Origin of the sequence: Microbacterium sp. PRC9 (genome assembly GCF_031844125.1) — a bacterium.
Classification (GTDB): Bacteria; Actinomycetota; Actinomycetes; order Actinomycetales; family Microbacteriaceae; genus Microbacterium.
Genome location: NZ_JAUZUR010000001.1, coordinates 728953 through 755202, shown reverse-complemented (window position 1 = coordinate 755202; position 26250 = coordinate 728953). Strand labels below are relative to the sequence as shown.

Below are 26250 nucleotides of genomic sequence, written 5' to 3'. Positions count from 1 at the left end.
CTCCGTGGCGAGACAGAAGTCGGCTGCGTGGGTCCACCGTATCGGTCCCCAGGGTGTTCGGCTCGTAGGATCGGATCCATGCTCGTCGGCCGCATCCGCCCTGTCGAAACCCGAACCGTCGATGTCGAGGGCGCCTCCCTCGAGGCCCTGAGTGCCGCCGTCACGGCGCAGCTGTCAGCGGGGTGGGTCGTGACCGACGTCCCGGCCGCGATGCCGAAGGGCTCGCAGCTGCTCACATCGACCGCGACGATGGCGCGCCGCGACGGCGTCGAACAGATCGAGGCGGACGACATGGCCGCGCTCGAGGCGAAGGTTCCTGAGGGCTGGCAGCTCCTCAGCGTCCACGAGCTCTGACGTCTACGGGCGTCCCATGCCGTAGTAGGTCCAGCCCGCCGCGCGCCAGGCGGCGGCGTCCCAGCCGTTGCGTCCGTCGATGGCGACGCGGCCGCGGGCGAGGGACGCAGCGTGTTCGGGGGTCAGTTCGCGGCGGTACTCGTCCCACTCGGTGACCATGATGATGGCGTCGGCTTCGCGGAGGGCTTCGTCGCGGTCTTCGACGTAGTTCAGCTGCGGGTGCAGGCGCTGCGCGTTCTCGATCGCGGCGGGGTCGGTGACGGTGACCCAGGCGCCGAGGCCGTGCAGGCGCACGGCGACGTCGAGCGCGGGGGAGTCGCGGATGTCGTCGCTATAGGGCTTGAAGGCCGCGCCGAGCACTGTGACGTTCTTCTTGAACACGGATCCGCCGAGCGCGTCGACGACGAGGTCGACGGCGCGGTCGCGGCGGCGCAGGTTGATGGCGTCGACCTCGCGGAGGAACGCGACGGACTCGCCGCGGCCGAGTTCCTCGGCGCGTGCGGAGAACGCGCGGATGTCCTTGGGCAGGCAGCCGCCGCCGAAGCCGATGCCGGCGCCGAGGAAGCGGCGGCCGATGCGGGCGTCGTGTCCGATGGCGTCGGCGAGCTGGGTGACGTCGGCGCCGGTGACTTCGGCGATCTCGGCCATGGCGTTGATGAACGAGATCTTGGTGGCGAGGAACGCGTTGGCGGCGACCTTGACCAGTTCGGCGGTCGCGAGGTCGGTGACGATGAAGGGCGTGTTCTTCGCGACGGCGGGGTGGTACACCTCGCGCAGCACATCGACCGCGGCGGCCCCGTCGACACCATCGGTTCCGGTACGGATGCCGACGACCAGCCGGTCGGGATCGATGGTGTCTTTCACCGCCCAACCCTCGCGCAAGAACTCCGGATTCCAAACGAGCGCTGCACCGACTGCCTCCACGCGGGGCGCGAGCCGCGTCGCGGTGCCGACCGGGACGGTCGACTTCCCGGCGACGACATCACCGGCGCGGAGGCAGGGAAGGAGCCCGTCGACGGCCGCGTCGACGTACGTGAGGTCGGCCGAGGTCCCATCCTTCTGCTGAGGAGTGCCGACGGCGATGAAGTGCGCCTTCGCACCGGATGCCTCGGCCATATCGGTACTGAATATCAGGCGTCCCGACTGGATACCGGCCGTGAGCAGATCTTGGAGATAGGGCTCGTAGAAGGGCGCCTCGCCGCGGGAAAGGGTCTCGACTCGATCCTCATCTATGTCGATGCCGACCACTTCGTGGCCGATCGACGCCATCGTGGCGGCGTGGACAGCGCCGAGGTAGCCGCATCCGATCACTGAAAGCCGCACGGTTCAGTGCTACCCGGGGCATCTGTCTGCCGGGCGTCTTGCGAGTGAACCGCCGGGTGCCGGTGAGAGAGGTCTGTTCGCGTCAGGAATGGGCAGGAGCGGATTTACGCGATCGGGCCCGCTTCTTCCGACCGATCGGCTTCTTCGAGCCGTCGAGCTCGTGCGTGGATCCGTAGGTGTACGCGCCGTAGCCGTAACTGTCCGGCCCGCGGGTAGGCAGCATCGTGACGACCAGCCCGAGCAGTTCGCCGCCTGCGGTTTCGAGGCTGCGGACGGCTCCGGTCAGGTCATGCTTCTTCGTCTTGCCGGACGCCGCGACCAGGATCACGCCGCGCGTCTTCTTGCTGAGTACCGCAGCATCGGTGACCAGCAGCAGTGGCGGAGCATCGATCAGCACGTAGTCGAAGTGCTCGGTGAGGGCGGCCAGTACGAGGTCCATCGCGGCCGACCCGAGCAGTTCGCTCGGGTTCGGCGGGACAGGTCCGGAGGGGAGGACGAAGAGCTGGCCGCGTCCCCATTTCTGGAGCGCGTCAGCGAGCTCGACTCGTCCGATGAGGACATCGGTGAGGCCCACGCCGCCCTCGATGCCCATGTAGTCGGCCACGCGCGGTAGGCGCAGGTCGCCGTCGACGAGCGCGACCCGGGCGCCGGTCTCGGCCAGTGCGATGGCGAGGTTGGCCGTGGTGGTCGACTTGCCCTCGCCGGGGCCGGCGCTCGAGACGACGAACGAGCGGGGCCCCCCTTCGACGTTGAGGAACTGCAGGTTGGTTCGCAGCGACCGGAACGACTCGGCGCGCGGACTGCGCGGATCCGCGTGCACGATGAGCGGTCGCTTCTGCGCGCCCGGGTCGTAGGCGATACCGCCGAGAAGTGGAGAGGTGGTCAGCTGCTCGATGTCGTGCAGCGTGCGTACGCGGGTGTCGAGCACTGTCCGGAGCACGCCGAGGCCGAGCCCGACGGCGAGGCCGAGGAGTGCGCCCAGCACGATGTTGAGCATCGTGTTGGGGCTCGATGGCCTGGTCGGCACCACCGCCGGCTGCACCGCCGTGACCTGCACCGGGCTGGCCGCATCGGGCGTCGCCGGCTGCTCGAGCGTGGTCTGCACGGCGTTGGCGAGGCTCGCGGCTGTCGCGTCCGCGATCGCCGCCGCCTGCTCTGGATCGGTGTCCGTCGCGGTGATGTCGATCATGACGGTGTTGAGAGGCGCGGATGCCGTGACCTGACCGCTGAGCTGGGCCGCGGTCATGTCGAGGCCGAGCTCTTCGATCACGGGATCAAGGACGAGGGCCGTGTTGACGACATCCACATAGCTGGCGACGATCTGACGCGCGAACGTGGTGCCCTGCACCAGGTCGCCGGTCGCGGCGCCCTCGGAACGCACCGAGACGTAGAGCTGCGTCGTGGACTGGTACTTGGGGGACTGCGCGAAGGAGTACGCGGCGCCAGCCGCTGCGCCGACGACGGCGAGCACCAGGATGATGATCCAGTTCTTGTGCAGGATCCTGATGTAGTCGCGCAGTTCCACGGGGTTGGATTTCCTTCGTCGTCAGGCGCGACCAACGGCAAGCGCCATCCGCAATTCTGTCACAGCGATGTGCTGCCGCCTGGGAGGCGGCTAGGACGCGGCGTGCGTCACACCGTAGGTGTATTGACCGTATGCGGTGCTGTCGGGTCCCTTGGTCGGAAGCTTGGTGATGATGACGCCGAGCAGCTTCGCGTCCGCAGATTCGATCGCCTTCACGGCTCCGGCGAGTTGCGGCTTGCGCGTCGAGCCCGATGCGGCTACGAGGATCGCGCCGGTCGTCAACCTCGAGACGACGGCCGCGTCGGTGACCGCGAGCAGCGGGGGGGCATCGACGATGATGTAGTCGAACGCGCGTCGCATCTCTTCGAGCGTCTGCCACATCGCACGGGATCCGAGGATCTCGGCGGGGTTGGGCGGCAGGGTCCCAGCCGGGAGAAGGAACAGCTTGCTGCGTCCCCACGGCTGCATCGCGCCCGAGAGCGGCACTCGCCCGGCGAGCACGTCAGAGAGACCGACACCGCCCTCGATGTTGAAGTTGTCGGCCACACGCGGCTTGCGCAGGTCGGCGTCCACGAGCGCCACCCGCAGCCCCGTCTCGGCGAGGGTGAGGGCGAGGTTGGCGGCGGTGGTCGACTTGCCCTCCGCGGGGGCGGAGCTCGTGATGACGAAGCTGGGTGTGCCCGATTCGAGGTTGAGGAACTGCACATTGGTGCGCACCCGCCGGAAGGCCTCGGCGCGAGGGTCGCGCGGTGCCGCCTGGACGACGAGGGGGCGCTCCGCGGACTCCGGATCGAAGGGGATCCCTCCGAGGATCGGCGCGTCGACGGTGCTCTCGACATCCGTGATCGTGCGCACCCGCGTGTCGAGCACGGTACGCAGCACGGCGAGGCCGATTCCGACGGCGAGGCCGATGAGCAGGCCGAGAGCGAGATCCAGACGCAGGTTGGGTGATGAAGGCTGAGTGGGGACCTTCGCCGCCGAGATCGTCTCGACCCGCACCTTGCTCTCGGCCTCCGCCCCGGTGGGGGCTTCGAGTTTGGTGGCGACGGCGTTGGCGAGGCTGTCGCCGATCGCGTTCGCCAGCTGCGCGGCCTGACTCGGGTTCTCGTCGGTGACGGTGATCGCGATCACCTGGGTGTTGAGAGGAGCGGATGCCGAGACCTGCGCTGCGAGCTGGCGCGAGGTCAGTTCGAGACCGAGGTCCTCGATCACCGGGTCGAGCACGATCGCCGTCGGCACGACGCGGGCGTAGTTGATGACTGCCTGTCGCGCATAGCTCGTGCTCTGTGCGAGATCCCACGCGGCGCCGCTGTTGCGCACCGACACGTACTGCTGAACGGTGGACTGGTACAGCGTCGGCGAGAACAGCGCGGCCATCGCACCGACGGACCCGCCGATGATCGTGCAAGCCAGGATCAGCAGCCAGTTGCGCCGGAACAGCGCCACGTAGTCTTTGAGCTGCAACGATCCCCCACAGGTCCGCGGCCGCACGACCGCTCCCGGCTATTCTGAAGGCTGGCGCCGGATGCCGGTGCTCCAGGCACCTTGATCCTCGCACATCCTGAACGGCCTTCCATGAGCTCACTCGCCCGTCTTTTCCCCGATGGGGCGTCCACGACGACGGTCGCGCCGACGGTGACGAGCCAGGAGCAGTCGCAGCGGGTGGAGCAGCTCTTCGAGAAGCCGCGCACGGCCACGGCCGAGGCCCCGGCACCCGTCGACGACACTGCGGCGCTGCAGGCGCTCGTGGGTGGACGAGGCCGCGCCGTCGCGATGGGAGCGGGCCCGGTCGCGGGCCCTGCCAGGATCCGACGCACGGGCAACTCCGTCGATGTGCTGAACGTCGTGACGGCCGTCCTCGCCGTGCTGGCGCTCGTGCTGGCCAGCGTGATCGCGTGGATAGTGGTCGCATCGGCCTCGCCCGAGACCGACGCGCTGCGTACGCTCTCGCAGACCGAGGCGGTGCTCACGAACGAGACGCAGGCGGTCAACTCGGCGATCGGTCGCGCCGCCGCGACGCGAGAGGCGGGCATCGCCGAAGCGCAGCAGTTCGCCACGCCGCTCGCCGAGGTCGCAGGTTCCACCGACGAGGCCGCGCGCGCGGTGGCCGACCAGGCCCGAGCGGATTACGTCGCTGCCCTCGAGGCCGTCGTCGTGCCGTCGGCGCTCGAGCCGTACACGACGCCCACCGTCGACGAGGAGTCGCTCGCATCGATCGGTTCTGCGATCGACGCGGTGTCGGTTCGCTCCGGTGAGGTGGCCGGCACCGCAGAGACCGTGGCCGATCTCCAATCGCAGCTGGTCGCGCTCGGCCGCACGTTCGTAGCCGCCATGGCGACTTTCGCGGCGACTCTCCCGGCGAGCGCCGAGGCGATCGTCGATGAGAATCCGGATGCCGATGAGTCGCTCGGGCTGGCAGTGAGCGCGGCAGCGGATGCGGTGGCTGCGTCCGCGCTGGCGACACCGGAGTCCGCCGCGACCCTCTCGGCCTACGCGACCGCGGTGACCGCGCTGCGAGACGACCAGGAGCGCGCCGAACGTGCCATCGCCGAACAGCGAGCGCGGGAGGAAGAAGAGCGTCGCCGTCGGGAACAGCAGCAGTCCAGCGGAGGCGGCGAGACGACCGATCCGACTCAGCCCACCGATCCGACGCAGCCGACCGATCCGACGCTGCCGATCGACCCGCCGTCGGATGGCACGGGCGCCTCGGGGGAGTGAGCCCGAACCCCTCTGAGGGCTATCGCGCCGTCATGGCGATCGACATCACCCGCACGACCTGATCCACGGCGGGCACCAGTTGGGATGCCGAGCGCTGGTAGGTCTCCCACGAACGACGGTAGGGGTCGATCACGTCGTCATCGGCGAGGTCGGCGGGCGGCGCGCTCATCCCGCGCTGCGCGGCGACGGCCGCGACCGCCGCGCGGGCACGCGCCGAGCCGTCGGCACCGCCCGTGATCGACGCCGCGGCGATCTCCTCGTCCGACGTATCGGCCGCGAGTCGTGCGAACTCGCGCACGGTGAAGGCGGAGCGTAGTCGCGCGGGGGCGAGCTCGACGATCTTGCGTCGGTGCTCACGGCTCATCGCGAGGATGAGGTCGGGCGAGCGCAGTTCCGCATCCGTGAGGTACCGGGACCGGTGAGCTTCCGCGACGTCCTGCGGAACGCCGAGCGCGAGCGCGAGCTTCACCGCCTCGGGAGTCATCGGGGCTGCGTCAAGACCCATCGTTCCGGCGCTGTGCACCCGCGGCGAGTAGGGCGCGAGCCGTGTGCGCAGCAGTGTCTCGGCGAGCGGCGAACGGCAGATGTTGCCCGTGCACACGGTGAGGATCTCGAACATGACTCGCTTCCGGTGGGAGTGCGCTCGCGGCGCTTGGCGGCCTCTTCGATGCTACGCGAGCACTTCGAGGGCACGGGCCGGGGCCCATCCAAGAGGCATGGTTCGCCGCGAACGGCTGTCGCGTGCGGGAACTCCCAGCCGTCGCCGATTAACATGACACGGTGACTCCCGATGATCTGCTCTCTGCGCCTGCGCGCGGTTCGTCGCGCCGCGCCCACCGCGAGGCGATCGCAGAGTCGGGGCTGCTGCAGCATCCGCCGGTCGACGAACCGTCGGCCGATGAGCAGAAGCGCCCCCGCAAGCGTCGCACCTGGCTGTGGATCCGCCTCGGAGTGTTGTTGGTCATCGTGGGCGCTATCACCGCGGTCGCGCTGATCTTCTTCTCCGAGGTGCGAACCGCGCAGGCTGCGCTTGAGCGGGCGAAGACCGGACTGACCACGCTCACCACGAATCTGGGATCGGCCGACCAGGCGACGATCTCGGCTACCGCCGGCGCGATCGCCGGCGATGTCGCGGTGGCAGCCGAAACCGTCGAGGGGCCGCTGTGGAACCTCGCGGCCCGGGCGCCGTTCGTCGGTCAGAACATCGACGCGGTCCAGCGCGTGACCCGCGCTGTCGATGTTCTCGTAGATCGAGCGCTTCCGCCCGGGATGCAGTTCCTGTCAGCCGTCGACTTCGACCAGCTCACCGTCGAGGGCGGCGGGATCAACCTCGAGCCGTTCCGGCAGGTGCAGAAGTCGATCCCCGAGATCTCGGCCGCGTTCGTCGACGCGCAGGCGCTGATCGCCCCGATCGACACCGCTTCCCTGCTGCCGCAGGTCGCAGGCCCGATCGGCCAGGTCACGACCCTCATCGATCAGGCGACGCCAGCGCTCGCCACCGCCGAGAAGTATCTGCCCACCCTGCTCGACATCGCCGGCTCGGGCGGCACCAAGACCTACCTCGTGCTGTTCCAGAACAACGCCGAGATCCGCGCGACGGGCGGCAATGCCGCCAACGGCATGATCCTGACGATAACCGACGGCAAGCTGGGGTACGTCGATCAGACCTTCTCCGAACTCTTCCTTGACTCGATCGAGTGGCGCCGTGAGTACTTGTCTCTCCCGGATGCGACGACCGGTTTGTACCTGCCGACGATGACGAGCTCGATCGCTGATTACAACTTCACTCCAGACTTCCCAACAACCGCACAACTCTTCCGCGCGCTGTGGCAGCAGGCCTCCGCGACCCCCCTGGACGGGGTGATCTCGATCGATCCCGTCGTCCTCTCGCACATGCTTGCGGTGGCCAGCCCCGTGGTCCTGGCGACGGGGGAGCAGCTGACGGCCGACAATGTAGTCAAGGTGCTCCTCAGTGATTCGTACGAGCGATACCCCAACCCCGCACAATCGGACGTGTTCTTCTCCGACACCGCCAAACGAGTGTTCGACCACTTGACGACCGCTTCCTGGGACCCGATCGCGATGCTCGGGGCGCTCGAGAAGTCGGCCGAGGAACAGCGAATCTACCTGTCGTTCCTGGATCCTGCGGCTCAAGCACTGGCGGTCGAGTTCGGTGTCGACGGAGCGCTCATGAGCGACAACGCCGCGCAGACTCAAGTGGGCATCTATCTCAACGATTACGCGGTGGGAAAGCTCGACTACCACCTCACGTCGGCTATCACCGCGACCTGCGACGCCAGCGCGCGCACGATGACGACAACTATGACGCTGCACAACGCGATCACGAGCGACATCCGCAGCAACTACACGCTTGGCTGGCGCAACGGCCGAAATGGGCTGCCTCGCACAACGATGATGCTCGACGTGCTTTTCTTCGCGCCCCCGGGCGCTCAGATTCTCCAGACGTCGCCCGCAGTCGGAGATCTGCCGCGGCTGGACCGGAGCGGTGTGGAGAAGGACAACACGGGAGTAAGCAGGACAGTCCTGGTGCCAAAGGATGAAACGGTGTCTGTGTCATACACAGTCGCGCTTCCTGCGGGGGACTTGGGCCCGTTGAACCTACGTCACACTCCGACCGCCAATGACACGGCGGTCGCAATCGATGCCAGCTGCGACGCACTCTTCCCGCGTTCCGACTAGTGGGGCCCGACCGGCATCCGCTGTTGCGCGATTGTCGGGTTCGACGGTCAGACATGTTCGTTCCGCTCCGCTGCGAATGGAGTCATCTCGCAGTCGGGCTCGATGCTCAGGAGCCATGCCGCCTCCGCGTCGAATCCCGCTGCTAGCGTGTGCGACGATTATGTAGTTCTACAAGCTTGCGCCTCCATGGCGCGATCTGCGGGTCCTGAGCGCAGGGCGCCGCCTAGGGGGTTCAGATGTCGTCGCCGACGGTTGTTGCGGACGCGGGTAACCGCTTTCGGAGGCGAGTTCTCGCTGCCGTGGTCGATGGTGCAGCGTGGGTGATCGCGATCTTGATCGCAGTCGTGCTGCGCTTCGAGTTCGATCCTGAGCCGGTTCGATGGACTTCGACGATCATTCTGACCTTGGCGGCGGCCGGCCTCCACGCCGCTCTCGGCTACGCGACCGGTCTCTACCGCGGGCGCTTCCCTTACGGCTCGTTCGACGAAGTTCGAACCCTCGCGGTCGTCGTTGTGATCGAAGCGTTGTTGCTCGCTACCGTCGTCATCGCGTTCGGCAACGTAATCGGGATCCCACGAAGCACGATCTTCATCGCATTCCCGTTCGTGCTGCTGTTCATGTTCGGCGTGCGCTACACCTCTCGCCTGTTGCTGGAGCACAGGCGCAAACCTTCTGCCGGTGCTCCACGCGCACTCATCGTTGGCGGAGGTCACCTTGGAGAGACGTTGCTCCGGTCCATCATGACGGACCCGAAATCGCCCCTACGCCCGGTCGGAGTGATTGACGACGACCCCGCGAAGCGAAACCTGCGGCTGCGCGGTGTCCCCGTCCTCGGTCGCATTGATCAGATCCAGGAAGTCGCGCGAAAGACCGACGCGGAGATCGTGGTCATCGCGATCGGATACGCCGACAGCGTCCTGCTCCGTCGCATTACCGAGACGTCTGAGCGCGCAGACCTGAAGGTCTTCGTAACCCCGACTGTGTCGAAGCTCGTGAGCGGCGATGTTTCGGTGGACGATCTTCGCGACATCAGTATCGAGGACCTCATCGGCAGGCATCCAGTCGACACGGAGATCGAATCCATCGCGGGGTATATCACCGGCCGCCGCGTTCTCGTGACGGGTGCCGGCGGCTCAATCGGATCGGAGCTCTGTCGTCAGCTGGCGAAGTTCGGTCCTGAGGAGCTGATCATGCTGGACCGGGATGAAACCGGCCTGCAGATGGCGCAGCTCGGCACTGCTGGCCACGGATTGCTCGACACGAAGGATGTTGTTCTTGCCGACATCCGCGATGCGGAGACCCTTAAGGCGATCTTCGCGGCGCGGCGACCAGACGTCGTCTTTCACGCGGCGGCGCTCAAGCACCTTCCGATGCTCGAGCAGTACCCGGATGAGGCGTGGAAGACCAACGTCATCGGGACTCTGAATGTCATCAACGCGGCTCGCTCTGTCGGAGTCAGCACATTCGTCAACATTTCCACTGACAAGGCCGCAAACCCCACGAGCGTCCTCGGCCATTCGAAGCGGGTGGCAGAGAAGCTCACCGCGTGGGCAGCGGATGACACTCGGTTCCGGTACCTCTCCGTGCGATTCGGCAATGTCATCGGGAGCCGCGGGTCGATGCTGCCCACGTTCCGTGCGCTCATCGAGGCGGGTGGGCCTCTGACGATCACCCATCCAGACGTGACGCGCTACTTCATGACGATTCCGGAAGCCTGTCAGCTCGTCATCCAGGCAGGGGGTATCGGACGACCGGGAGAAGTTCTCATTCTCGATATGGGAGAGCCGGTTCGAATTCTCGACGTGGCGCGGCGCCTGATCCTGACCTCGCGCAAGCAGATTGAGATCGTGTTCACTGGGCTGCGCGAGGGGGAGAAGTTGCATGAAGAACTCGTTGGCCGCTCCGAGGATCTTGAACAGCCCTTCCATCCGAAGATCTCCCACGCCCGTGTGGACCCGATAACACCCGAGCGTCTAGACAAGAGCGGATGGGAGGCTCGAATGTTTGCGGGTGCCGAGATGGTTGACACTCGGGATATCGAGCCAGTGCCCTCCAGACGCCCCCCCGGCGTGTCTGGAGCGAACTAGGTGGAACGGCCTGCGTCTTGGTTCGTCGGCTACCGACGCGGACAAGATGATTAGGAGACCCGCCGTAAGTCTCGGCCCTCGGCCCGAGCTGAGATGGTCCGCGGACCGACCAGGCTTTCGTCCCCGCCGGGTCGTGGTGGTCGGCGGGTCAGGCTTTGTCGGGGCTGCGCTGGTCGCGGGACTCGTTTCAATTGGAACGTCCACGCAGGCTCTAGGCGCCCCGCGATTGCGGCTTGACCCATCGATCTCCAACCCCAGTCGAATCGTCGACGCGGCCAGAGACTGTTCGGCGGTAGAACGTCTGACGGACCAGTTGCGCGGTGCGGACGTCGTAGTCAATGCGGCAGGGCTCGCCGCACCTGACTCCCCCGCAACTGGAGCGCTGTACGGCGCGAACGCACTGCTTCCCGCAGTGCTGGCGCTGGCGGCGAAGCGCGCTGGAGTAGCGCGCGTGATCCATGTCAGCTCCGCGGCCGTGCAAGGGCGTCGTCGAGTGTTGGACGAATCGCTCGATGTCGCGCCATTCTCTCCCTACTCTCACGCCAAGGCCCTCGGTGAGCGCGGATTCCTGATGGCCGGCCAATCGGAGGACTATGGGATTGATTTCGTCGTGATCCGTGCGACGAGCGTTCAGGGGGAAGGGCGGGCCACCACACAAGCCCTTCGGCGCATAGCGAGATCACCACTCGCCAGCGTCGCGTCTCCAGGGTCTCAGCCCACGACCGTGAGCAGCATCAACGCCCTGACGCACTTGATCATGCAGATCGTCGCATGCGAGGAATCGATTCCGCCGGTTGTGCTGCAGCCGTGGGAGGGGTACGGGGTCAGAGAAATCTTGACGCTCGCCGGCGCCAGTGCTCCCGTGCAGCTTCCCCGAAGTCTCGCGACCGCTGTCCTCTCCGTCGCTCGACTGCTTGGGAACCTGTCCCCTCAGGTCGCCGGGGTGAGCCGGCGGGTCGAACTGATGTGGATGGGTCAAGAGCAGGCATCGGGTTTCGCGACCCGCTTTCGACCGGTAGAAGGAAGGCCGCTCGCTTCGATCCTGACCGGCCGCGTGTCTTAGACGCTGACGCCTACCGCCTCACAGACGCACTTGATTGCCGCGGGTGGGCCGCATCGCGGCGGTCACCACAGTTCAACGACTGATGGCACGCCACGCAGAGCCCCGCAGGCATCGAGCACGAGGCCGCCCCAGTTGCGGAGAGGACTCAGGTTCACCTCATCATGGGCAGTGAGGACGATCGCGATCTCGGCGCCGGCGAGGTCCTCGGGGCTCAGCTCCGCGCGCTCCACGCCCGACGGCCAGTCGTGTTCGGAGACGTGTGGATCGACGGCGAGGATCCGCGCTCCGGCGCCAGTGAGTTCCTCGATGATGCGCATAGCTGGAGCTTCGCGTACGTCGCCCGTGCCGCGCTTGTAGGCGACTCCCACAACGAAGACGGTGGATCCCGCCCACGATTGTCCCGCGCGCAGTTTGGAAGCACGCTCAAGCACATACCGCGGCATGTAGTCGTTGATATCGTTCGCCAACTCGACGAACCTGAAGGATTCGCCGGTGGCATCCTTCACCTTCCACGACAGGTAGCTGGGGTCCACGGGAAGGCAATGACCGCCGACTCCCGGCCCGGGCGTGAATCGCATGTAGCCGAACGGCTTCGTGGACGCGGCATCGATCGCTTCCCAAACATCGACTCCGAGCTGGTGTGCGAAGACGGCGAGTTCGTTGATAAGCGCAATGTTCACGTGGCGAAACGTATTCTCGAGCAGTTTGGTGAGCTCGGCTTCGCGAGTGCCCGAGACCGTCACCGTACGGTCCACCAAGGTGTCGTAGAAGGAGCGCACGCGCTCCAACGACTGGTCATCGATACCAGACACGACCTTCGGTGTCCGAACGAAGTCCCACTCGGTGTTGCCCGGGTCGATGCGCTCTGGGCTGTACCCCACGTAGAAGTCGTCTCCGCATACCAGGCCCGATCCTCGCTCGAGGATGGGAATGAGAAATTCCTCCGTCGTACCCGGATATGTTGTGGACTCCAGAATCACCGTCGAGCCGCGACGCAAGAGAGGGGCCAGGCTCGAAGCCGCGCTTTCGATGTAGCTGAGGTCGGGCATGCCGTTCGCGAGCGGTGTGGGGACCGTGATGATTGCGACATCGATGGACCCCACAGTGCTGTAGTCCGCGACGGCCGAGTAACGCCCGGATTCGGCGGCCGCGCGCAACCTATCGCTCGGGACATCCTCAACGTAGGAAACGCCACGTTCAAGCATCGCGATTCGCCGGCGATCAAGGTCGACGCCGACAACACTGTGCCCGACGTCAACTGCCCGCATCGCGATCGGAAGTCCTACATACCCTTGGCCGACAATGACAACGGAAGAATGCAAACTACTACTCTCGTAACGTCGAGGTTCGGGACTCTTCGACAGTAGCATCCGCGGGAAGCGGTTCCCCTGGCGGCCCACTATTTCAACGCGTCGACGTATGCCGCCCAGGCGTCGAACACGACTTCTGCGCTGAAGGCCTCGGCGGCGAACTCTCGAGCCGCCCGCGCCATCGTCGTCGTCCTGGCTGGATCATCCAGGGCGGCTGCTATGCCTCGCGCGAGCGCGGCAGCAGATCGGGGTGCCACCGTCCGCCCTGTGACACCATCCCGAACCAGGTCGGTGACGCCGGTAACACTCGACGCAACCACCGGGACTCCCATCGCGAATGCCTCGAGGACGACGTTGGGGAGACCTTCCCGATAGCTCGGGAGGCACAACAGCCCGACCGATTCAAGGATCGGTCGCGGGTCCAGAACGTACGGCGACACAGTCACCTCGCTGAGACCCGCACGGCGCATGCGTGCGATCGCTTCGCGCCCCTCGGAATCTTCAATCGGGCCCGCAACGACCAGTTCCAGCTTGCGTCCCTCACCGACGAGCATTTCCAACGCTTCGGCGAGTTCGGTCACTCCTTTGTCCGCAGTGACCCTACCCACGAAGCCGATGCGCGTTCGCGGTGCCGGAGAAGCTGCTGGTCTGAAACGGTCGAGGTCGATCCCTGCCGTACTGCCGTTCGCCACGAGATCGACAGTCCTATCTGCGCTGACGAGGTTGCTTGCGATCAAAGTCGAGCGAACCGAACGACTGACCGCAACAACATGCGACGCCGAAGCGATTGTCGCTCTTTCTCCGGCGCGGGCGATCTGGACTCCAACGCGGGAGCCGGCCTCGCTACGGACGCCCCAAACCACGTACACGCGCGCTGGAACCCGATTGAGGCGGGCGGTGATCATCGCAAGCAACGAGGCTTTTGGCGACCCGGCGATGACCACATCAGGGCGGAGGCGGCGGATCAGTGCGTTCATCTCGCGGATTGCCCGGAAGTCCCTCATCGATGGGCTTCGTTCCATCTTCACCTGGTGGGTGGCGAATCCGTCGTCAGCGAGGGCCTCGAGGAGGGGACCGCCTGTGCTCACGATGTGCACCTCCCAGCCCTCCTCGCGGAGCCGCTGATAGAGTCCTTGGTGGTATCGCAGCTGAAAGTCCACAGTGGTCGCAAACACGAGGCGGCGATGCCCGCTTGAGGCAGGGTGCGAGGATTCCACCCCGCGAGCCTACCTAGCATCCGGAGCGTCCCAGTCGCATGCGCGTCGTCATCACCGGCGGATCAGGCCGGATCGGCCGCACACTTCTTGCCCGCAGTCGAGGCTGGGAGGCGGTCGCCCTACTGCGCCAAGATTTCACCCAGCGCCCGACGGGAGTCCGCACCCGTAGGGTTGACTTGACAGACGCGCGCGCGCTTCGCCTGGCGTTCCAGGAGTTACGTCCGGAGGTCGTCGTCCATCTGGCGGGCGCCACATCCGGATCGGATGAAGAGGTCTTGACCGCGAACGTCGATCTCACACGAAGCTTGGCCGACGCCGCTGGGCAAGTGGGAGTGTCGAAGTTCATACTCGCCTCGTCTGCAGCGGTGTACGGCACTACTCGTGCCAGCGCGCTTCGCGAGGATGACCCGCTCATGCCGGAGGGTGTGTATGGACGCTCGAAGCAGCACGCGGAGGTCGCTGTCGACGAGGCTGTGCGGAGTGGCGACTTAGTGGGGGCAACCGCCCTTCGCATCTTCAATGTCTACGGTCCCGGCTTCGATGGCTCCCTCGTAAACAGGCTCGGCGAGTCCACACCGGACGCCGCCGTTCAACTCTGGGGGGTGGATCGCTTCGTCCGTGACTACGTTCATGTCGACGACGTCGTGGAGGCAGTCCTGCGCGAGGCACGGCGTGAGGCTGGCGGTTTCGAAGTCCTGAACATCGGTTCCGGCGTGGGAACCACCAACCGCGAGCTGATCAATCAGTTGCGCAAGACTCGCCCTGTGTACGTCGAGATCCAGGGTGACGCGGTGAGCCACAGCCTGGCAGACATCACTCGGGCTCGAGAGCTCTTGAGCTTTCAGCCGACCCGGTTAGGGTCCTGAGCTTCAAACCAGCGCCAGGTGTCCAATACGCCGTCACGCAACGGCACCGGCTCAATCTCCGGGAACAGCTCTCTCAACCGGACAGCATCTGCTTTCGAAGCCCGGACGTCACCCGTTCTGTCGGGAAGATGCTCCCGGTCGAAGCGGCGTCCCGCCGCATCCTCGAGTACAGAGATGAGCTCGTTGATGGTGGTACTCGACCCGAACGCGACATTCACCGGGCGGGTGTCGGTGGTGCGCCGACGAAGTGCGGAGAGCAGCACGGAGCAAACCGAGTCCACGTGGGTGAAGTCGCGCGACTGCTGTCCGTCGCCATAAACGAGCAGCGGATTGCCTGCACGCACGCGCCCGATGAATTGAGGGATTACGGCAGCGTAGGCGTGCCCGATCGACTGACGCCGGCCGTAAACGTTGAAGAATCGGAGAGCGAGCGTGCGCATGCCGTAGGAGAGTGCATAGGCGACGGTGTATCCCTCGGTCGCCAGCTTGCTCACGGCGTACGGGCTCACCGGATTCGTCCAATGGGCCTCGTTCTTTGGTGACGCTGAATTCGTTCCGTACACAGAGCTCGACGACGCGGCAATGACGTGCGCCACACCTGCGTGTCGTGCAGCCTCCAGCAGCATCAGAGTCCCGGTGGCGTTTGCGTGATGCGTGGCGAGGGGATTGCCGATGGATCGGGGGACGCTCCCGAGCGCGCCTAGATGCACGACGGCGTCGACTCCTCGGACCGCTCGGGCCAATGCGTCCTCATCCAGAAGACTGCCGACGATCATCTCGGCGTCGAGCCCCCTCAGGTTGTCGAGATCCCCGTTCGATAGGTCGTCCAAGCCGCGAACCTGCCACTCGGGCTCCTGCTGATTGATGAAGTTGGTGAGGTTCGACCCGATGAAGCCTGCCGCGCCGGTGATGAGTACTCTCATCTTGGTCCTTCCTTTCGGGGCGCGACTGCTCTCGCGCCGAACCGGTGGTGGAACTCGAACGAGAGAGCCACGATGCTCATGGCCGAGTTGCCGATGACGGCACCCCAGGCAGCTCCGACCGCGCCGAGTGAGCCGATGAGCGGTGGCAATGCCACGGCCATGACCGCGACGCCAACCAACCCCGCAACGCTGGAGCGCACCCCATGTCCCCGCGCGGCAGCCAGATTTGCCGCGATGAAGAAGGGGGCGATCGTCACCTCCGCGATCAGAAGCACGTGGACTATCTCCACAGCTGGGAGATACTCGACTCCGAACAGCCAGGGGATGAGTACGGGCGCGAGGGGCCACATGATTGCAGCCCACACCCCGGCGATGCCGATTGATGCCCCGAGATACCCGAGCATGCGGCGCCGACTGATCCGGCCGACCGCTTCTTCTCTCATCGCCACCTGTGCGATCGCGTTGACCGCCAATCGGTCGAGAGTCGCCGGGGTCACAGCGACGGCGTAGTACCCGACGCTGGATGGACTACCCCAGATGCCCAACGCGAGTTGATCCGCACGGAACGCGACGGACTGCCCGAGATTCAGACCGGCGAACCGAGGCGACACCCGCAACAGTTCAACCACGTCGGGCCATCGTGCCCGATGTTCGCTTTCGGGTGCGCGGCGCAGCCAGAGAACGGCTGTCGCCGTTCGGAGAACGAAGCCGAAGAGGTATGCGCCGATGACGCCGACGAGGTTGCCGCCGACGAAGAACATCGGAACCATCACCGCAGCGGTGGCTATCGTCCCGATCGCGCCTGTCGTGGCCGCGAGCGCGCTTCTACCCACTGCGTTGAGAGCGTCCGTCGCGTTGTAGGCAAGCAACGAGAACGCGGCAAGGGGGCCGCCGATCATCAGGATCGCAGCCAGTTCGATCTTGAGCTGGAGTGCGTCGGCAAAAAACAGGAGGCACACGAATGAGAGCAAGATCTGAAGCGGAACAAGCAGGAGCGTGACCACGCCGAAAGACCGCGTCGACAGACCGCCCGGCCTCGTTACGAGATGCTTGAAGGCGGTGCTCGTGCCGATTCCGGCGACGAGCGGCGTCAGTGTGACGACGATGACGACGATGGCGAGCACGCCTCGGTCTGAGGGTGCGAGAATTCGCGCGGTCAGGATCCCGGTTGCCAAGCCGCCGACAGCCGTCAGTGCCGATGCGACTGTTGCAGAGCCGATCGTCCGCACAGCCTTGCCGCGGTCAGGCACGAGGGCTGTTTCTCTGCGCTCGGAGGTTCGCAAGCGCCAGCGCGCCAACGATCACGAGGAGTCCCGTCACTGTCCAGACGAAGATCGGAGCGAAGGAGTTGCGCACGTGCATGAGCAGCACCGTCATAAGCAGTCCGCCGAGAGCGAGACTGATCGGGGAAGGTCTTCGCATCGTCACACGTGTGAGAAGAATCGACGCGAGCGCCATCGTCACAGGGACGCCGATCACCCCGAAGTTGTGATGGGCCTCGGCGATGATCGAGCCCCCGATTGGCCCCACTCGGTTCGCGATCTCGACGTTCATGAGGCGGTAATCGCTATCGGCAGCCTGTCTTCCGGCACCGACCATGCCTTCCATGAGTCGACTCAACTGCCCGCCGTACGTCTCCCCCATTCGGTAGGGCTCATTTCCGTACTCATGCCATCCGATCGATGTCGTGACTACACGAATTGAGTAGCCCATCTCCTCGATCGCCGCGGTGATCGAGACGGAGACCTGATCCTGATCGTTTGATACGCCGATGACGCGTACTTGCTGGACCAACGAGATGCCCGCAAGGACGACGACCATGCCGGCGATGAGCAGGAATGGCGACGGAGGCTTGCGGACGCGCGCCAAGACCGCGACCCCCGCGAGTATGGGAATGAGTGCGACGCCACGCGCTCCAAGGAGCAGTGACATCCCAGCGAAGAGAATGACCGCGATTCCGCCGACGGCCGCGAGCGGGCGCTTGGGCGCGAGGATAACCAGAACTGTTCCGAGTGTGATCGCGACGTTCGCAAGTATCAGATTGTCGCCGGTCGCGCTATCGACGTACTCGATGTAGCTACCGAGGAAGAAAAGGGGGCCGAGTCTCTGAGCGTTGGCGACGTACCAGAGCGCGACGCCAGCGATTGCGAGAACTCCACCGATGTCGGCCAACGTTTCGCGCTGAATTCGCTCAAGGCGTTCATTCTTGGCGATGCGCGAATCGCGCTGGTGGATTGCAACTGCGATTGCTGCGCCGAATGCGGTTGCAATGAGTCCCAGCTCCACCAAGTAGGCCGCGCGGATCATCAGCTCAGGCGAGTACCAGCCCAACCATCCCGACCGGAGAAAATCGCCCAGTTCACCGGTGAACGCGGGAGTGAGGAAAAGCCCGCAGTGGAAGAGCACGATCACGGTGTAGTAGAGAAACGTGGACGACCACACACCCCCTGGTGTTGCGGCGGCCACAGCGGCAGCGCAGACGATCGCAACAATGAGCAGCCGGATGGAAGCGGCCTTGAGGTCAAACCCGAAGCCGTGACCGAGCAACGGTAGCCAGGCCGTCAGTGCAATCCCGAGGATGACGGCGATCACCGCCGCGCGTCTGCGGTGAAGCGGGAAGGGTGGGGTGATCAGAGGACCTGTGCCAACCGGAGCAGATTGACGTTTCATGCTCCAGCCCAGATCCCCTGCAACTGTCGCGCGGTCGACTCGACATCGAACACCGTGCCGGCGAGCGGTGAGACTTCTCCCCGCTCGACCTTCGCTGCGATGGCATCGGTGACCGCCGCGGCCCACTCGTCGTCGGTTGCTGCGAGTGGGACGCAACTCAATCCAGACGCGACGCGGTCTTTGATGAAGGTGCATCCGGGAATGTCGGACGAGACTACGGGCAAGCCCGTTGCCAATGCCTCGACGACAGTGCCGGGTACTCCCTCTCGCGAGGACGTGAACAGCAGCGCGTCCGCAGCGGCCATCAACTCGATCACGTCCGACCGCTCGCCGAGATAGGTCACGTTCGCCTCGACGCGCAATGAGCGTGCAAGTTCGTCGAGCTCCGCGCGATTCTCCGAAGCTTGGCTGGGGGTTGCTCCGTCACGACCAACGAAGATCAACTGCGCATCTGGTCGATGAACGACGATGCGCTCGAGGATCATGATCGCTCGGCCGCGGTTCTTTGTGCGCAGATCGGCGCGTCCTACGTGAAGGATCACGGGCCGAGAGATCCCGACGTTCGCAGTGGTCTTCGCTCGGTCTACGATTCCCGCGAGGTCGAATCCGTTCGTGAGGACGAGCGCGCGAGTCGATCGCCGCCAACCGCGTCGCCAGGCTTCGAGCGAATGGTCCGAGACTCCGAGTATGCGAGTGGCGAAGACGGTAATCAGCGCCCGCATGGCCGCCTCGCGAGCGCGACGGCGAAGTGGCGGGTGCGGATCGCCGTCGCTCTGAAAATTGGCGATTCGGACCGGAACTCGAGCAAACCACGCGAGCATGAGGAAGAACCCCGACCCCAGGAAGGCGTGAGAGTGAACAGCGTCGGCGTCGATTGCGCGAAGTGCGCGAACGAACCTGATCGCGAACCTTGGGTGCGCTATTGGGACGGCCAGCACCTGAGCACCGGCCCGTTCGAACTCTGCGGTGAGGGAGCCCTTTTCAGAGCCCACGGTTACGACAGTTGTGCGAACATCCACCGGCAATGCCCGCACCAGGTCGAGCAGACGTAACTCGATCCCGCCGACGTTCAGGGCGCTCAGCACATGGACGACGTGCAGTGTGTCAGCGTGCTTGCCCATTGCTGCCTCGATCCCGGAAGTTGCGGAGAAAGTCGAGCCAGCGAGCGTCGTCGGTCAGGGCAGACAGTTCGATTGCCTTTTCATAGTTCCGACGCCCCTGGGATGCCCGCCACTGTTCCGACTCAAGCGCCCGGCGGATCGCCGACTCCAGTTCGGCTTCATCGCCGCGTGCGACGACGGCGTCTGGCTCGAGGAGTTCCGGGATCCCGCCGGCGTCACTGCCGATTGCCGGTAGGCTGCGCGCCATCGCCTCGACCAATGCGCGAGGTAGTCCTTCCGTCATGGACGGCATCAGGAATACGTCTGCCCGATCTAGGTATCCGTTGATCTCTGTGTGATTCACACCGCCCACGAATTCGATCTGCTCGGCGACGCCGTGCTCGGCGGCGAGCGCCCGCAAAGTGGATTGGTAGCGACCTTCGCCGATGAGCACCACATGCACGAGCACGCCTGCGCGTGCTAGCCGGCCTGCGACTCGGATGATCTGATCATGACCCTTGTACAGCTGCTCTTGCGAACCCACCGCCAGGAGCACAGGCGTCTCCCGAACGGTGAAGTCGTTGCGCTGCTTGAGGTCGCCATCGCCGATTCTTGCGCCCGGGCGGACCAACACGTCGGCGTCGCGACGCGCCGGATAGCGCCGCTGCAGGAACGCAGTCGAGACGTATGTGACCGCTTGGCAGTTGCGAACTTGCCGGCGCATCATTGCGCGCAGGATCGGGGCGGCCAAAGCCCCGAGTCTGCCGGAGACCCCTGAGTTCATCACATCGAAGGGGTCCCCGACGACGTGACCGAGGAACGGCATATGCTCGCGTCGCGCGTGTCGCTGCAATACGGTTGCCACAACGCCGGGTAGCCGGCCGCTCGCTACGCTCTCATCGACCTCCAAGCTGCGCACTGCTTGATTCAGCTGGGGAAGTGCACGCACGGCCTGAACCGCGCCGCGATACGAGGGCAGCGCCACTACCGAGACTCCCGGCCCGGTCACCGGCTCACCGTTGTCCGAGACCTTTTCCTCATCTACCCGCGCCAACACGACGATCTCGTCGAAAAGCTCCAGGAGTGCCCGCTGATTCGTGTATGCGTCGACCGGATGAGGCGATCTGATTGATCCTGTCGAATCGCGGTGAAAGCGAGACTCCGTTGCATGGTAAAGCCGACGTGCTCGTGCGCTCACTTTGATGCTCCCGCGATCCGTCGCCGAAGAAAACTCGGCAGTCTCAAGTACGCCACGGCAATCACGGCAAGCATCGGGATGACAATCGCGATGCGCGCGAGGTCTGATCCCGCCCAGATGCCGATCGCGCTGCACACCGCTGAGAGCGCCGCTACGAACACGGAAACCGCATAGTGGGGCCACCCGAGATCTTCGAGCTGGTGGTAGTGATGCTCCCGGTGCGATGTCCGCCAGTCTTTGCCGGTCGAGATGCGTCGAACGAGAGTCGTGGCGGTGTCGGCGAGGTAGATCGTGATTGGGGTGGCAACCGACAGCGCTGGGGCGCCGGCGGCAAGCGCGAGCACGCCAATGAAGGCGTACGCGCCGCCCAACAGGTAACTGCCCGAGTCCCCGAGGAACATTCGTCGCCGTGCGCGGACGTTGAATGGCAGGAAGACCCCGAATGCGACTGCCAGCGCGACGCCGGCCAACCACATCCAATCGAGGCCGAGAACTAAGCCGGAGACGGAGAACGCAACCCCGAAGACAACGCCATGCAAACCTGACAACAAGTCGACGCCGTCCATGAAATTGGTCACGTTCACGCTCACCGGCACCAGCAAGACCGCGCAGACTGCGAGGATCCACGAGCTGTTTCCCGAGGCCAAAAGCATTCCCGCCAGCGCCGCGCCGATGAGCGCCTGGCCAGCGAGTCGAAGTCGGATAGGTACCCCGCGCACGTCTTCGACGATCCCAATGGCGGCGATGGCCGCGCAACCAGCAGCGATCCCAAGCAAGGGTGATGTCTCCAGGGTGACGGAAGCAGCGACGACCAACGAGATCACGAGCGCGGGAGCGATTGCTATGCCAGCTCCGCGGAGCACGGGGGCGGCGTGCGATGACCGTTGTTGAGGCACGTCATACACGCCGAGACGGTGCAAGACAGCGGGCGCAATTGCTAGTGCACCGGCTGTAAGCACTCCGCACAGCGCGCCTACCAGGATCGCTTCGTAAATCACATTCTCAATCGGGGTCGTTGGTCAGGGCGGCGCATTGGCCGTGACGGGACGCGCTCTCCGGTCAGTACGGGCCGAAGACGCGGCATGACCGGGCAAACGGTCTCCAGTTTACTGTGCCCGACAATCTGCATCGGCTGAGGCCGAGCTAGCTTTTCGGGGTGCGCCGTCGTCGGACCGTGCGTGTCCGCATACCCGCGGACACGGTCATGACGAGGTCTTTCCTCACTTCCGACGTGTCGCGAGGCGCCCGATGCGTTCTCTATGCGCAGGAATATGTATGCCGATCCGGATTGCGACGAGGAAGTCGGAGCTACCCAGGGGAGGGGCGCAAGCATGCGTCGACGTGCGCTGCTCGCTGCTGTGGCGAGCGCATCCATCATCGTGTCCGGACTCATCGCCGCCCCCGCGGCGACGGCCGCCGACACCGTTACCGCATCGCAGTTGCCTGCGCTGCTGACCGGGCGCGCCGAAGATACGGCGCATGACTATGTGCGCGACCGGTTCGAGCACTGGATCGACGCCGACGCGAACGGGTGCAACACCCGCTACGAGGTGCTCATCTCGGAGTCGACGACACCCGTCGCGGTCGCCCGGACTGCACGCACACCGGCGGCACCTGGGTGTCGCCGTACGATGGCATGACCGCCACGACGCCCGCCGAGATCGAGATCGATCACGTGGTCGCCCTCGCCGAGGCGTGGCGATCGGGCGCGTGGGGATGGAACGATGACCAGCGGCGCGCCTTCGCCAACGACCTCGAGGTTCCGTACGCGCTGAACGCGGCATCCACCGTCGCCAACCAGTCCAAGAGCGACCACGACCCGGCGGAGTGGCTGCCGACGAACACGTCGTTCACAGGCGAATACGTGATCGGCTGGGCGCTCGGCAAGTACAGGTGGTCGCTCACCGTCGACGCAGCCGAGCGGGCGGCGCTCGAGGGCATCCTCACCGGCGACTGCGGAAGCACCGCTGTCGAGCTGCCGGTCGTCATGGCGTCGCTCACCCCCGCGGGGCCGCACACGGGTTCTGGCTACACGCTGGTCATGCCCTTCTGGCGCGACCTCACCCGCCTCGCCGGCGCGGACTGCTACGAGACGGCGCTCGCCACATCGCTGCGCTACGCGGCGAACGTTCCCGCCGTGTTCGTGGCGACCGGGGCGAACTTCCCCGACGCGCTCGCCGCCGCCGCGGCTGCCGCGACGCTCGGCGGACCGCTCGTGCTGACGCCCGGGGGAGCTCTTCCCGACAACGTGCGGGCCGAGATCGTGCGCCTCGCGCCCAAGAAGATCTACCTGGTCGGCGGTCCGAACGCCGTCAGCGATACGGTTCTGAACTCGCTGAGCGCGATCGCTCCCACCACGCGCCTGGGTGGTGCCGACCGGTACGGCACGGCGCTGGGCATCGTGGACGCCACCTTCACCTCGTCATCGCACGCCATCATCGCCACCGGCCGGTCGTTCCCCGACGCGCTCGCCGCGACCGGGAGCCCCACGACGACCTTCCTCGCGTCGGGAAACAACTTCCCCGACGCGCTCGCCGGTGCCGCCCTCGCCGGGTACCTGGCCGCACCCCTGTTCATCACGGCGCAGGAGTGCGTGCCGCCGGTGATCCACAGCGCCATCAACGGCATCGGCGCGAGCATGCGCGTCGTGATGGGCGGCCCCAACGCCGTCAGCGATGCGGCCGCGGCCAACACCGTATGCGGTTCGCCGGCGCCCCCGCAGCCCCCGCAGCAGACCGGGCCGCCGGCGAAGCCCGCCGATAAGGACTGCGCCGATTTAGCGACCCAGGCGCAGGCGTAGGCGTTCTACAACACCTACTACGCGTACTACGGCGACTTCGCCCGGCTGGAAAGGCATCCGTCACCTTCACGGACAGCGGTGCGGTCGTCGTGACCCTCGCGAGTTCTCGAGCTCGGCGGTGTACAGATAGGTGCCGTTCGGCTTGTTCGCGACGGGGAACGTCGCGCGCTGCGCCGCCTGCCCGCCGTACGTCAGCGCCTGCTCGCCCACGAGCACGCCGTTCTCGAACAGCCGAATCGACGCGTTCTCGCCGGTGCGGAGGTTCCACACGATGTTGTAGGCGCTGTCGCGCAGGCCGTTGTCCCACCCGTTGTCGGAGGCGAGGGTTCCCTTGGCGGGCGGCGCGACCGAGCCGTCGTCGGGCGGAGCCAGCGGATGCCCGAGCGCGAACGGCGAGAAGTCGGTCGTCTCGCCGCACACCAGACCCGGCGCGCGCGACGTGGTGATGTTGGTCCAGGTGTAGCCGCCGCCGACCGCGGAGTGGTGGTGGAGGTAGGCCCGCCCGGTTGCGCCGTGGTGCCGAGGGGGTAGAAGAGCGGCGGGTCGCTCACGAAGGTGAACTCGCCCACCGCCGGGCCCGTCGAGCTGACCGCCGCCGACGTCGTACCGGCGACAGTGGTGGCTGGGAAGGTGAACGACACCTCGGTCACCTCGAACCACAGGGGGGCAGCCGACTCGCCGTCGGGGGTCGTTTCGGAGACTGAGGGCGGCAGGCGTGGTGATCTCGAAGCGCCCGTACCCGCCTGCCGGCCAGTAGCACTCGTCGGTACCGCCGAGCAACCAGGAAGCGCTGCCATCGCGAAGTAGAACCAGAAGTAGTACGCGTCTTCGACGAGCCACATGGCGAGCTCGTCGCCCGCGTTGACGTTCGCGGCTGTGACGGTCGCCCGAATCGGGGGAACAGGTCGCCCTCCGGGGTCGTCACCGAGGTCGCGGCGCTGATCTCCACGCCGAAGTACGCACCCTCGCCGGTGAATTGGATCGGCGCGAACGTGCCCGGCCGTGCGGCTCACTCCGAGGACGCAGCAGGCGAGCGTCGGCCGATCGCGAACCACGCGAGTGCACCGATGACGGGGACGAAGATGACGAGCAGCGTCCAGCCGAGCGCTTGGCGCGAAGTGAGCTGCGTCGACGAACGCGAGATCGACACGACGGCGATCACCGACAGCGCGAGAACGAGCACCGCGATCCCCGACCAGACGATGTCGTACCAGGCGGGGATCAGCGGGTTCTGCGACGCGGCCATTCCCATACCCTACGGACTCCGGCGGGTTTGGCCGCGACACTCCGATGGCGTAGACTCAACCTTTGGTGTCCGGCTCAGCTGACCCGGCACCGCGAACGTGAGCCCTCCACTGGCGTGTTTCTCCGATCGTCGATCGGGAAACCACCCCGGAGTGGGATTCACGAACCTCTCCGTTCGAATCAAGAAAGCAGCACTACTGTGACGCGCACTTACACCCCCAAGGCTGGCGAAGCCCAGCGCGAGTGGCTGGTCATCGACGCGACTGACGTCGTCCTCGGCCGCCTCGCCTCGCACGCTGCCGCGCTCCTGCGTGGCAAGCACAAGGCGACCTTCGCCCCCCACATGGACATGGGCGACTTCGTCATCATCATCAACGCCGAGAAGGTTGCCCTGACGGGCCAGAAGCTCGAGCAGAAGAAGGCCTACCGTCACTCGGGCTACCCGGGCGGCCTCAAGTCTGTCACCTACTCCGAGCTCCTCGAGAAGAACCCGGTCCGCGCCGTCGAGAAGGCCGTCCGCGGCATGCTCCCCAAGAACAGCCTCGGCGCCAACCAGCTGTCGAAGCTCAAGGTGTACCGCGGTGCCGAGCACCCCCACGCCGCGCAGAAGCCCACCGCGTACGTTTTCGACCAGGTCGCCCAGTAAGCGCCGCACAGAACAGGACACACTGATGGCGAACATCGAAGAAACCCCCACGAGCTACTCCACCGAGTCCACCGTCGACGAGACCGTCGTCGCCGCCGAGCGCCCCGTGCTGTCGGTCTCCGGCGCCGCAGTCGGTCGCCGCAAGCAGGCCATCGCCCGCGTGCGCGTCGTCCCCGGCTCGGGCACCATCACGGTCAACGGCCGTGCGTTCGAGGACTACTTCCCGAACAAGCTCCACCAGCAGCTCATCACCGACCCATTCACGGTCCTCAACCTCACGGGTGCGTACGACGTCATCGTCCGCATCTCGGGTGGTGGCCCCTCGGGCCAGGCCGGTGCGCTCCGCCTCGGCATCGCCCGCGCGCTGAACGAGATCGACGTCGAGAACAACCGCCCGACCCTCAAGAAGGCCGGCTTCCTCTCGCGCGACGCCCGCGTCATCGAGCGCAAGAAGGCTGGTCTCAAGAAGGCCCGCAAGGCGCCGCAGTACTCGAAGCGCTGATCG

The 26250-nt window shown here is 65.8% G+C and carries 24 protein-coding genes; 10 read left to right on the top strand and 14 right to left on the bottom strand.

The window, feature by feature from the left end:
* Nucleotides 1–78 precede the first annotated feature (78 nt).
* On the top strand, nucleotides 79–354 hold the full coding sequence (locus Q9R33_RS03235; protein WP_056371304.1) for a hypothetical protein: 276 nt from the start codon (nucleotides 79–81) through the stop codon (nucleotides 352–354).
* A 3-nt stretch (nucleotides 355–357) separates the two neighbouring features.
* Here Q9R33_RS03235 and Q9R33_RS03230 read toward each other — a convergent pair whose 3' ends face one another.
* From Q9R33_RS03230 to Q9R33_RS03220, 3 genes are all read right to left on the bottom strand, one after another.
* Nucleotides 358–1677, bottom strand: coding sequence for a UDP-glucose/GDP-mannose dehydrogenase family protein (locus Q9R33_RS03230; RefSeq protein WP_311292857.1), 1320 nt, complete (start codon nucleotides 1675–1677; stop codon nucleotides 358–360).
* 82 nt (nucleotides 1678–1759) lie between these two features.
* Nucleotides 1760–3202 carry a polysaccharide biosynthesis tyrosine autokinase gene (locus Q9R33_RS03225; protein ID WP_311292856.1) on the bottom strand — a complete coding sequence of 481 codons (1443 nt, stop codon included), beginning with the start codon at nucleotides 3200–3202 and terminating at the stop codon, nucleotides 1760–1762.
* Nucleotides 3203–3292: 90 nt separating this feature from the next.
* On the bottom strand, nucleotides 3293–4666 hold the full coding sequence (locus Q9R33_RS03220; protein ID WP_311292855.1) for a polysaccharide biosynthesis tyrosine autokinase: 1374 nt from the start codon (nucleotides 4664–4666) through the stop codon (nucleotides 3293–3295).
* A gap of 111 nt (nucleotides 4667–4777) precedes the next feature.
* On the opposite strand from Q9R33_RS03220, the gene Q9R33_RS03215 reads away from it, so the two are divergent.
* The gene (locus tag Q9R33_RS03215; protein WP_311292854.1) at nucleotides 4778–5920 is read left to right on the top strand and encodes a hypothetical protein; all 1143 of its coding nucleotides are present in this window, start codon (nucleotides 4778–4780) and stop codon (nucleotides 5918–5920) included.
* Between the two features lie 19 nt (nucleotides 5921–5939).
* Here Q9R33_RS03215 and Q9R33_RS03210 read toward each other — a convergent pair whose 3' ends face one another.
* Entirely contained in the window at nucleotides 5940–6539 is a 600-nt protein-coding gene (locus Q9R33_RS03210) for a low molecular weight phosphatase family protein (protein ID WP_311292853.1), read from the bottom strand.
* Between the two features lie 161 nt (nucleotides 6540–6700).
* Here Q9R33_RS03210 and Q9R33_RS03205 point away from each other — a divergent pair, with 161 nt between their 5' ends.
* The 3 genes from Q9R33_RS03205 (at nucleotide 6701) to Q9R33_RS03195 (ending at nucleotide 11770) form a co-directional block, all read left to right on the top strand.
* Nucleotides 6701–8620 carry a DUF4012 domain-containing protein gene (locus Q9R33_RS03205; protein ID WP_311292852.1) on the top strand — a complete coding sequence of 640 codons (1920 nt, stop codon included), beginning with the start codon at nucleotides 6701–6703 and terminating at the stop codon, nucleotides 8618–8620.
* Nucleotides 8621–8856: 236 nt separating this feature from the next.
* A complete protein-coding gene (locus Q9R33_RS03200) occupies nucleotides 8857–10707 on the top strand; it encodes a nucleoside-diphosphate sugar epimerase/dehydratase (protein ID WP_311292851.1) in 1851 nt (616 codons plus the stop codon).
* A gap of 46 nt (nucleotides 10708–10753) precedes the next feature.
* On the top strand, nucleotides 10754–11770 hold the full coding sequence (locus Q9R33_RS03195; RefSeq protein ID WP_311292850.1) for an NAD-dependent epimerase/dehydratase family protein: 1017 nt from the start codon (nucleotides 10754–10756) through the stop codon (nucleotides 11768–11770).
* Nucleotides 11771–11832: 62 nt separating this feature from the next.
* Here Q9R33_RS03195 and Q9R33_RS03190 read toward each other — a convergent pair whose 3' ends face one another.
* Complete coding sequence (locus Q9R33_RS03190) at nucleotides 11833–13140, bottom strand: nucleotide sugar dehydrogenase (protein ID WP_311292849.1); 1308 nt, start codon at nucleotides 13138–13140, stop codon at nucleotides 11833–11835.
* A gap of 29 nt (nucleotides 13141–13169) precedes the next feature.
* Entirely contained in the window at nucleotides 13170–14297 is a 1128-nt protein-coding gene (locus tag Q9R33_RS03185; RefSeq protein ID WP_311292848.1) for a glycosyltransferase, read from the bottom strand.
* 38 nt (nucleotides 14298–14335) lie between these two features.
* Here Q9R33_RS03185 and Q9R33_RS03180 point away from each other — a divergent pair, with 38 nt between their 5' ends.
* On the top strand, nucleotides 14336–15163 hold the full coding sequence (locus Q9R33_RS03180; protein WP_311292847.1) for an NAD(P)-dependent oxidoreductase: 828 nt from the start codon (nucleotides 14336–14338) through the stop codon (nucleotides 15161–15163).
* On the opposite strand, the gene Q9R33_RS03175 is transcribed toward Q9R33_RS03180, so the two are convergent.
* From Q9R33_RS03175 to Q9R33_RS03150, 6 genes are all read right to left on the bottom strand, one after another.
* Nucleotides 15139–16086: an NAD-dependent epimerase/dehydratase family protein gene (locus tag Q9R33_RS03175; protein ID WP_311292846.1), complete on the bottom strand. Its 948-nt coding sequence runs from the start codon at nucleotides 16084–16086 to the stop codon at nucleotides 15139–15141. The genes Q9R33_RS03180 and Q9R33_RS03175 overlap by 25 nt on opposite strands.
* Entirely contained in the window at nucleotides 16083–17336 is a 1254-nt protein-coding gene (locus tag Q9R33_RS03170) for an oligosaccharide flippase family protein (RefSeq protein WP_311292845.1), read from the bottom strand. The genes Q9R33_RS03175 and Q9R33_RS03170 overlap by 4 nt, the downstream gene beginning before the upstream one ends.
* Nucleotides 17329–18678 carry an O-antigen polysaccharide polymerase Wzy gene (gene wzy, locus Q9R33_RS03165; protein WP_311292844.1) on the bottom strand — a complete coding sequence of 450 codons (1350 nt, stop codon included), beginning with the start codon at nucleotides 18676–18678 and terminating at the stop codon, nucleotides 17329–17331. The genes Q9R33_RS03170 and wzy overlap by 8 nt, the downstream gene beginning before the upstream one ends.
* A gap of 74 nt (nucleotides 18679–18752) precedes the next feature.
* The gene (locus Q9R33_RS03160) at nucleotides 18753–19877 is read right to left on the bottom strand and encodes a glycosyltransferase (protein WP_311292843.1); all 1125 of its coding nucleotides are present in this window, start codon (nucleotides 19875–19877) and stop codon (nucleotides 18753–18755) included.
* Nucleotides 19861–21054 (bottom strand): glycosyltransferase family 4 protein, encoded by a 1194-nt coding sequence (locus tag Q9R33_RS03155; protein ID WP_311292842.1) that lies wholly within the window; start codon nucleotides 21052–21054, stop codon nucleotides 19861–19863. The genes Q9R33_RS03160 and Q9R33_RS03155 overlap by 17 nt, the downstream gene beginning before the upstream one ends.
* Nucleotides 21051–21959, bottom strand: coding sequence for a UDP-phosphate glycosyltransferase (locus Q9R33_RS03150; protein ID WP_311292841.1), 909 nt, complete (start codon nucleotides 21957–21959; stop codon nucleotides 21051–21053). Before Q9R33_RS03150 ends, Q9R33_RS03155 begins: the two co-directional genes overlap by 4 nt.
* A gap of 426 nt (nucleotides 21960–22385) precedes the next feature.
* Between Q9R33_RS03150 and Q9R33_RS03145 the strand changes: the two genes are divergently transcribed.
* Nucleotides 22386–22694, top strand: coding sequence for a hypothetical protein (locus Q9R33_RS03145; RefSeq protein WP_311292840.1), 309 nt, complete (start codon nucleotides 22386–22388; stop codon nucleotides 22692–22694).
* The gene (locus Q9R33_RS03140) at nucleotides 22691–23854 is read left to right on the top strand and encodes a cell wall-binding repeat-containing protein (protein WP_311292839.1); all 1164 of its coding nucleotides are present in this window, start codon (nucleotides 22691–22693) and stop codon (nucleotides 23852–23854) included. Before Q9R33_RS03145 ends, Q9R33_RS03140 begins: the two co-directional genes overlap by 4 nt.
* A 66-nt stretch (nucleotides 23855–23920) precedes the next feature.
* On the opposite strand, the gene Q9R33_RS03135 is transcribed toward Q9R33_RS03140, so the two are convergent.
* Both Q9R33_RS03135 and Q9R33_RS03130 read right to left on the bottom strand, forming a co-directional pair.
* Nucleotides 23921–24514, bottom strand: a complete 594-nt coding sequence (locus Q9R33_RS03135) for a hypothetical protein (protein ID WP_311292838.1) — start codon at nucleotides 24512–24514, stop codon at nucleotides 23921–23923.
* A 349-nt stretch (nucleotides 24515–24863) separates the two neighbouring features.
* On the bottom strand, nucleotides 24864–25100 hold the full coding sequence (locus tag Q9R33_RS03130; protein WP_311292837.1) for a PLD nuclease N-terminal domain-containing protein: 237 nt from the start codon (nucleotides 25098–25100) through the stop codon (nucleotides 24864–24866).
* 198 nt (nucleotides 25101–25298) lie between these two features.
* Here Q9R33_RS03130 and rplM point away from each other — a divergent pair, with 198 nt between their 5' ends.
* On the top strand, nucleotides 25299–25745 hold the full coding sequence (rplM, locus tag Q9R33_RS03125) for a 50S ribosomal protein L13 (protein WP_056371200.1): 447 nt from the start codon (nucleotides 25299–25301) through the stop codon (nucleotides 25743–25745).
* 25 nt (nucleotides 25746–25770) lie between these two features.
* Nucleotides 25771–26247 (top strand): 30S ribosomal protein S9, encoded by a 477-nt coding sequence (rpsI, locus tag Q9R33_RS03120; RefSeq protein WP_056371198.1) that lies wholly within the window; start codon nucleotides 25771–25773, stop codon nucleotides 26245–26247.
* Nucleotides 26248–26250 lie beyond the last annotated feature (3 nt).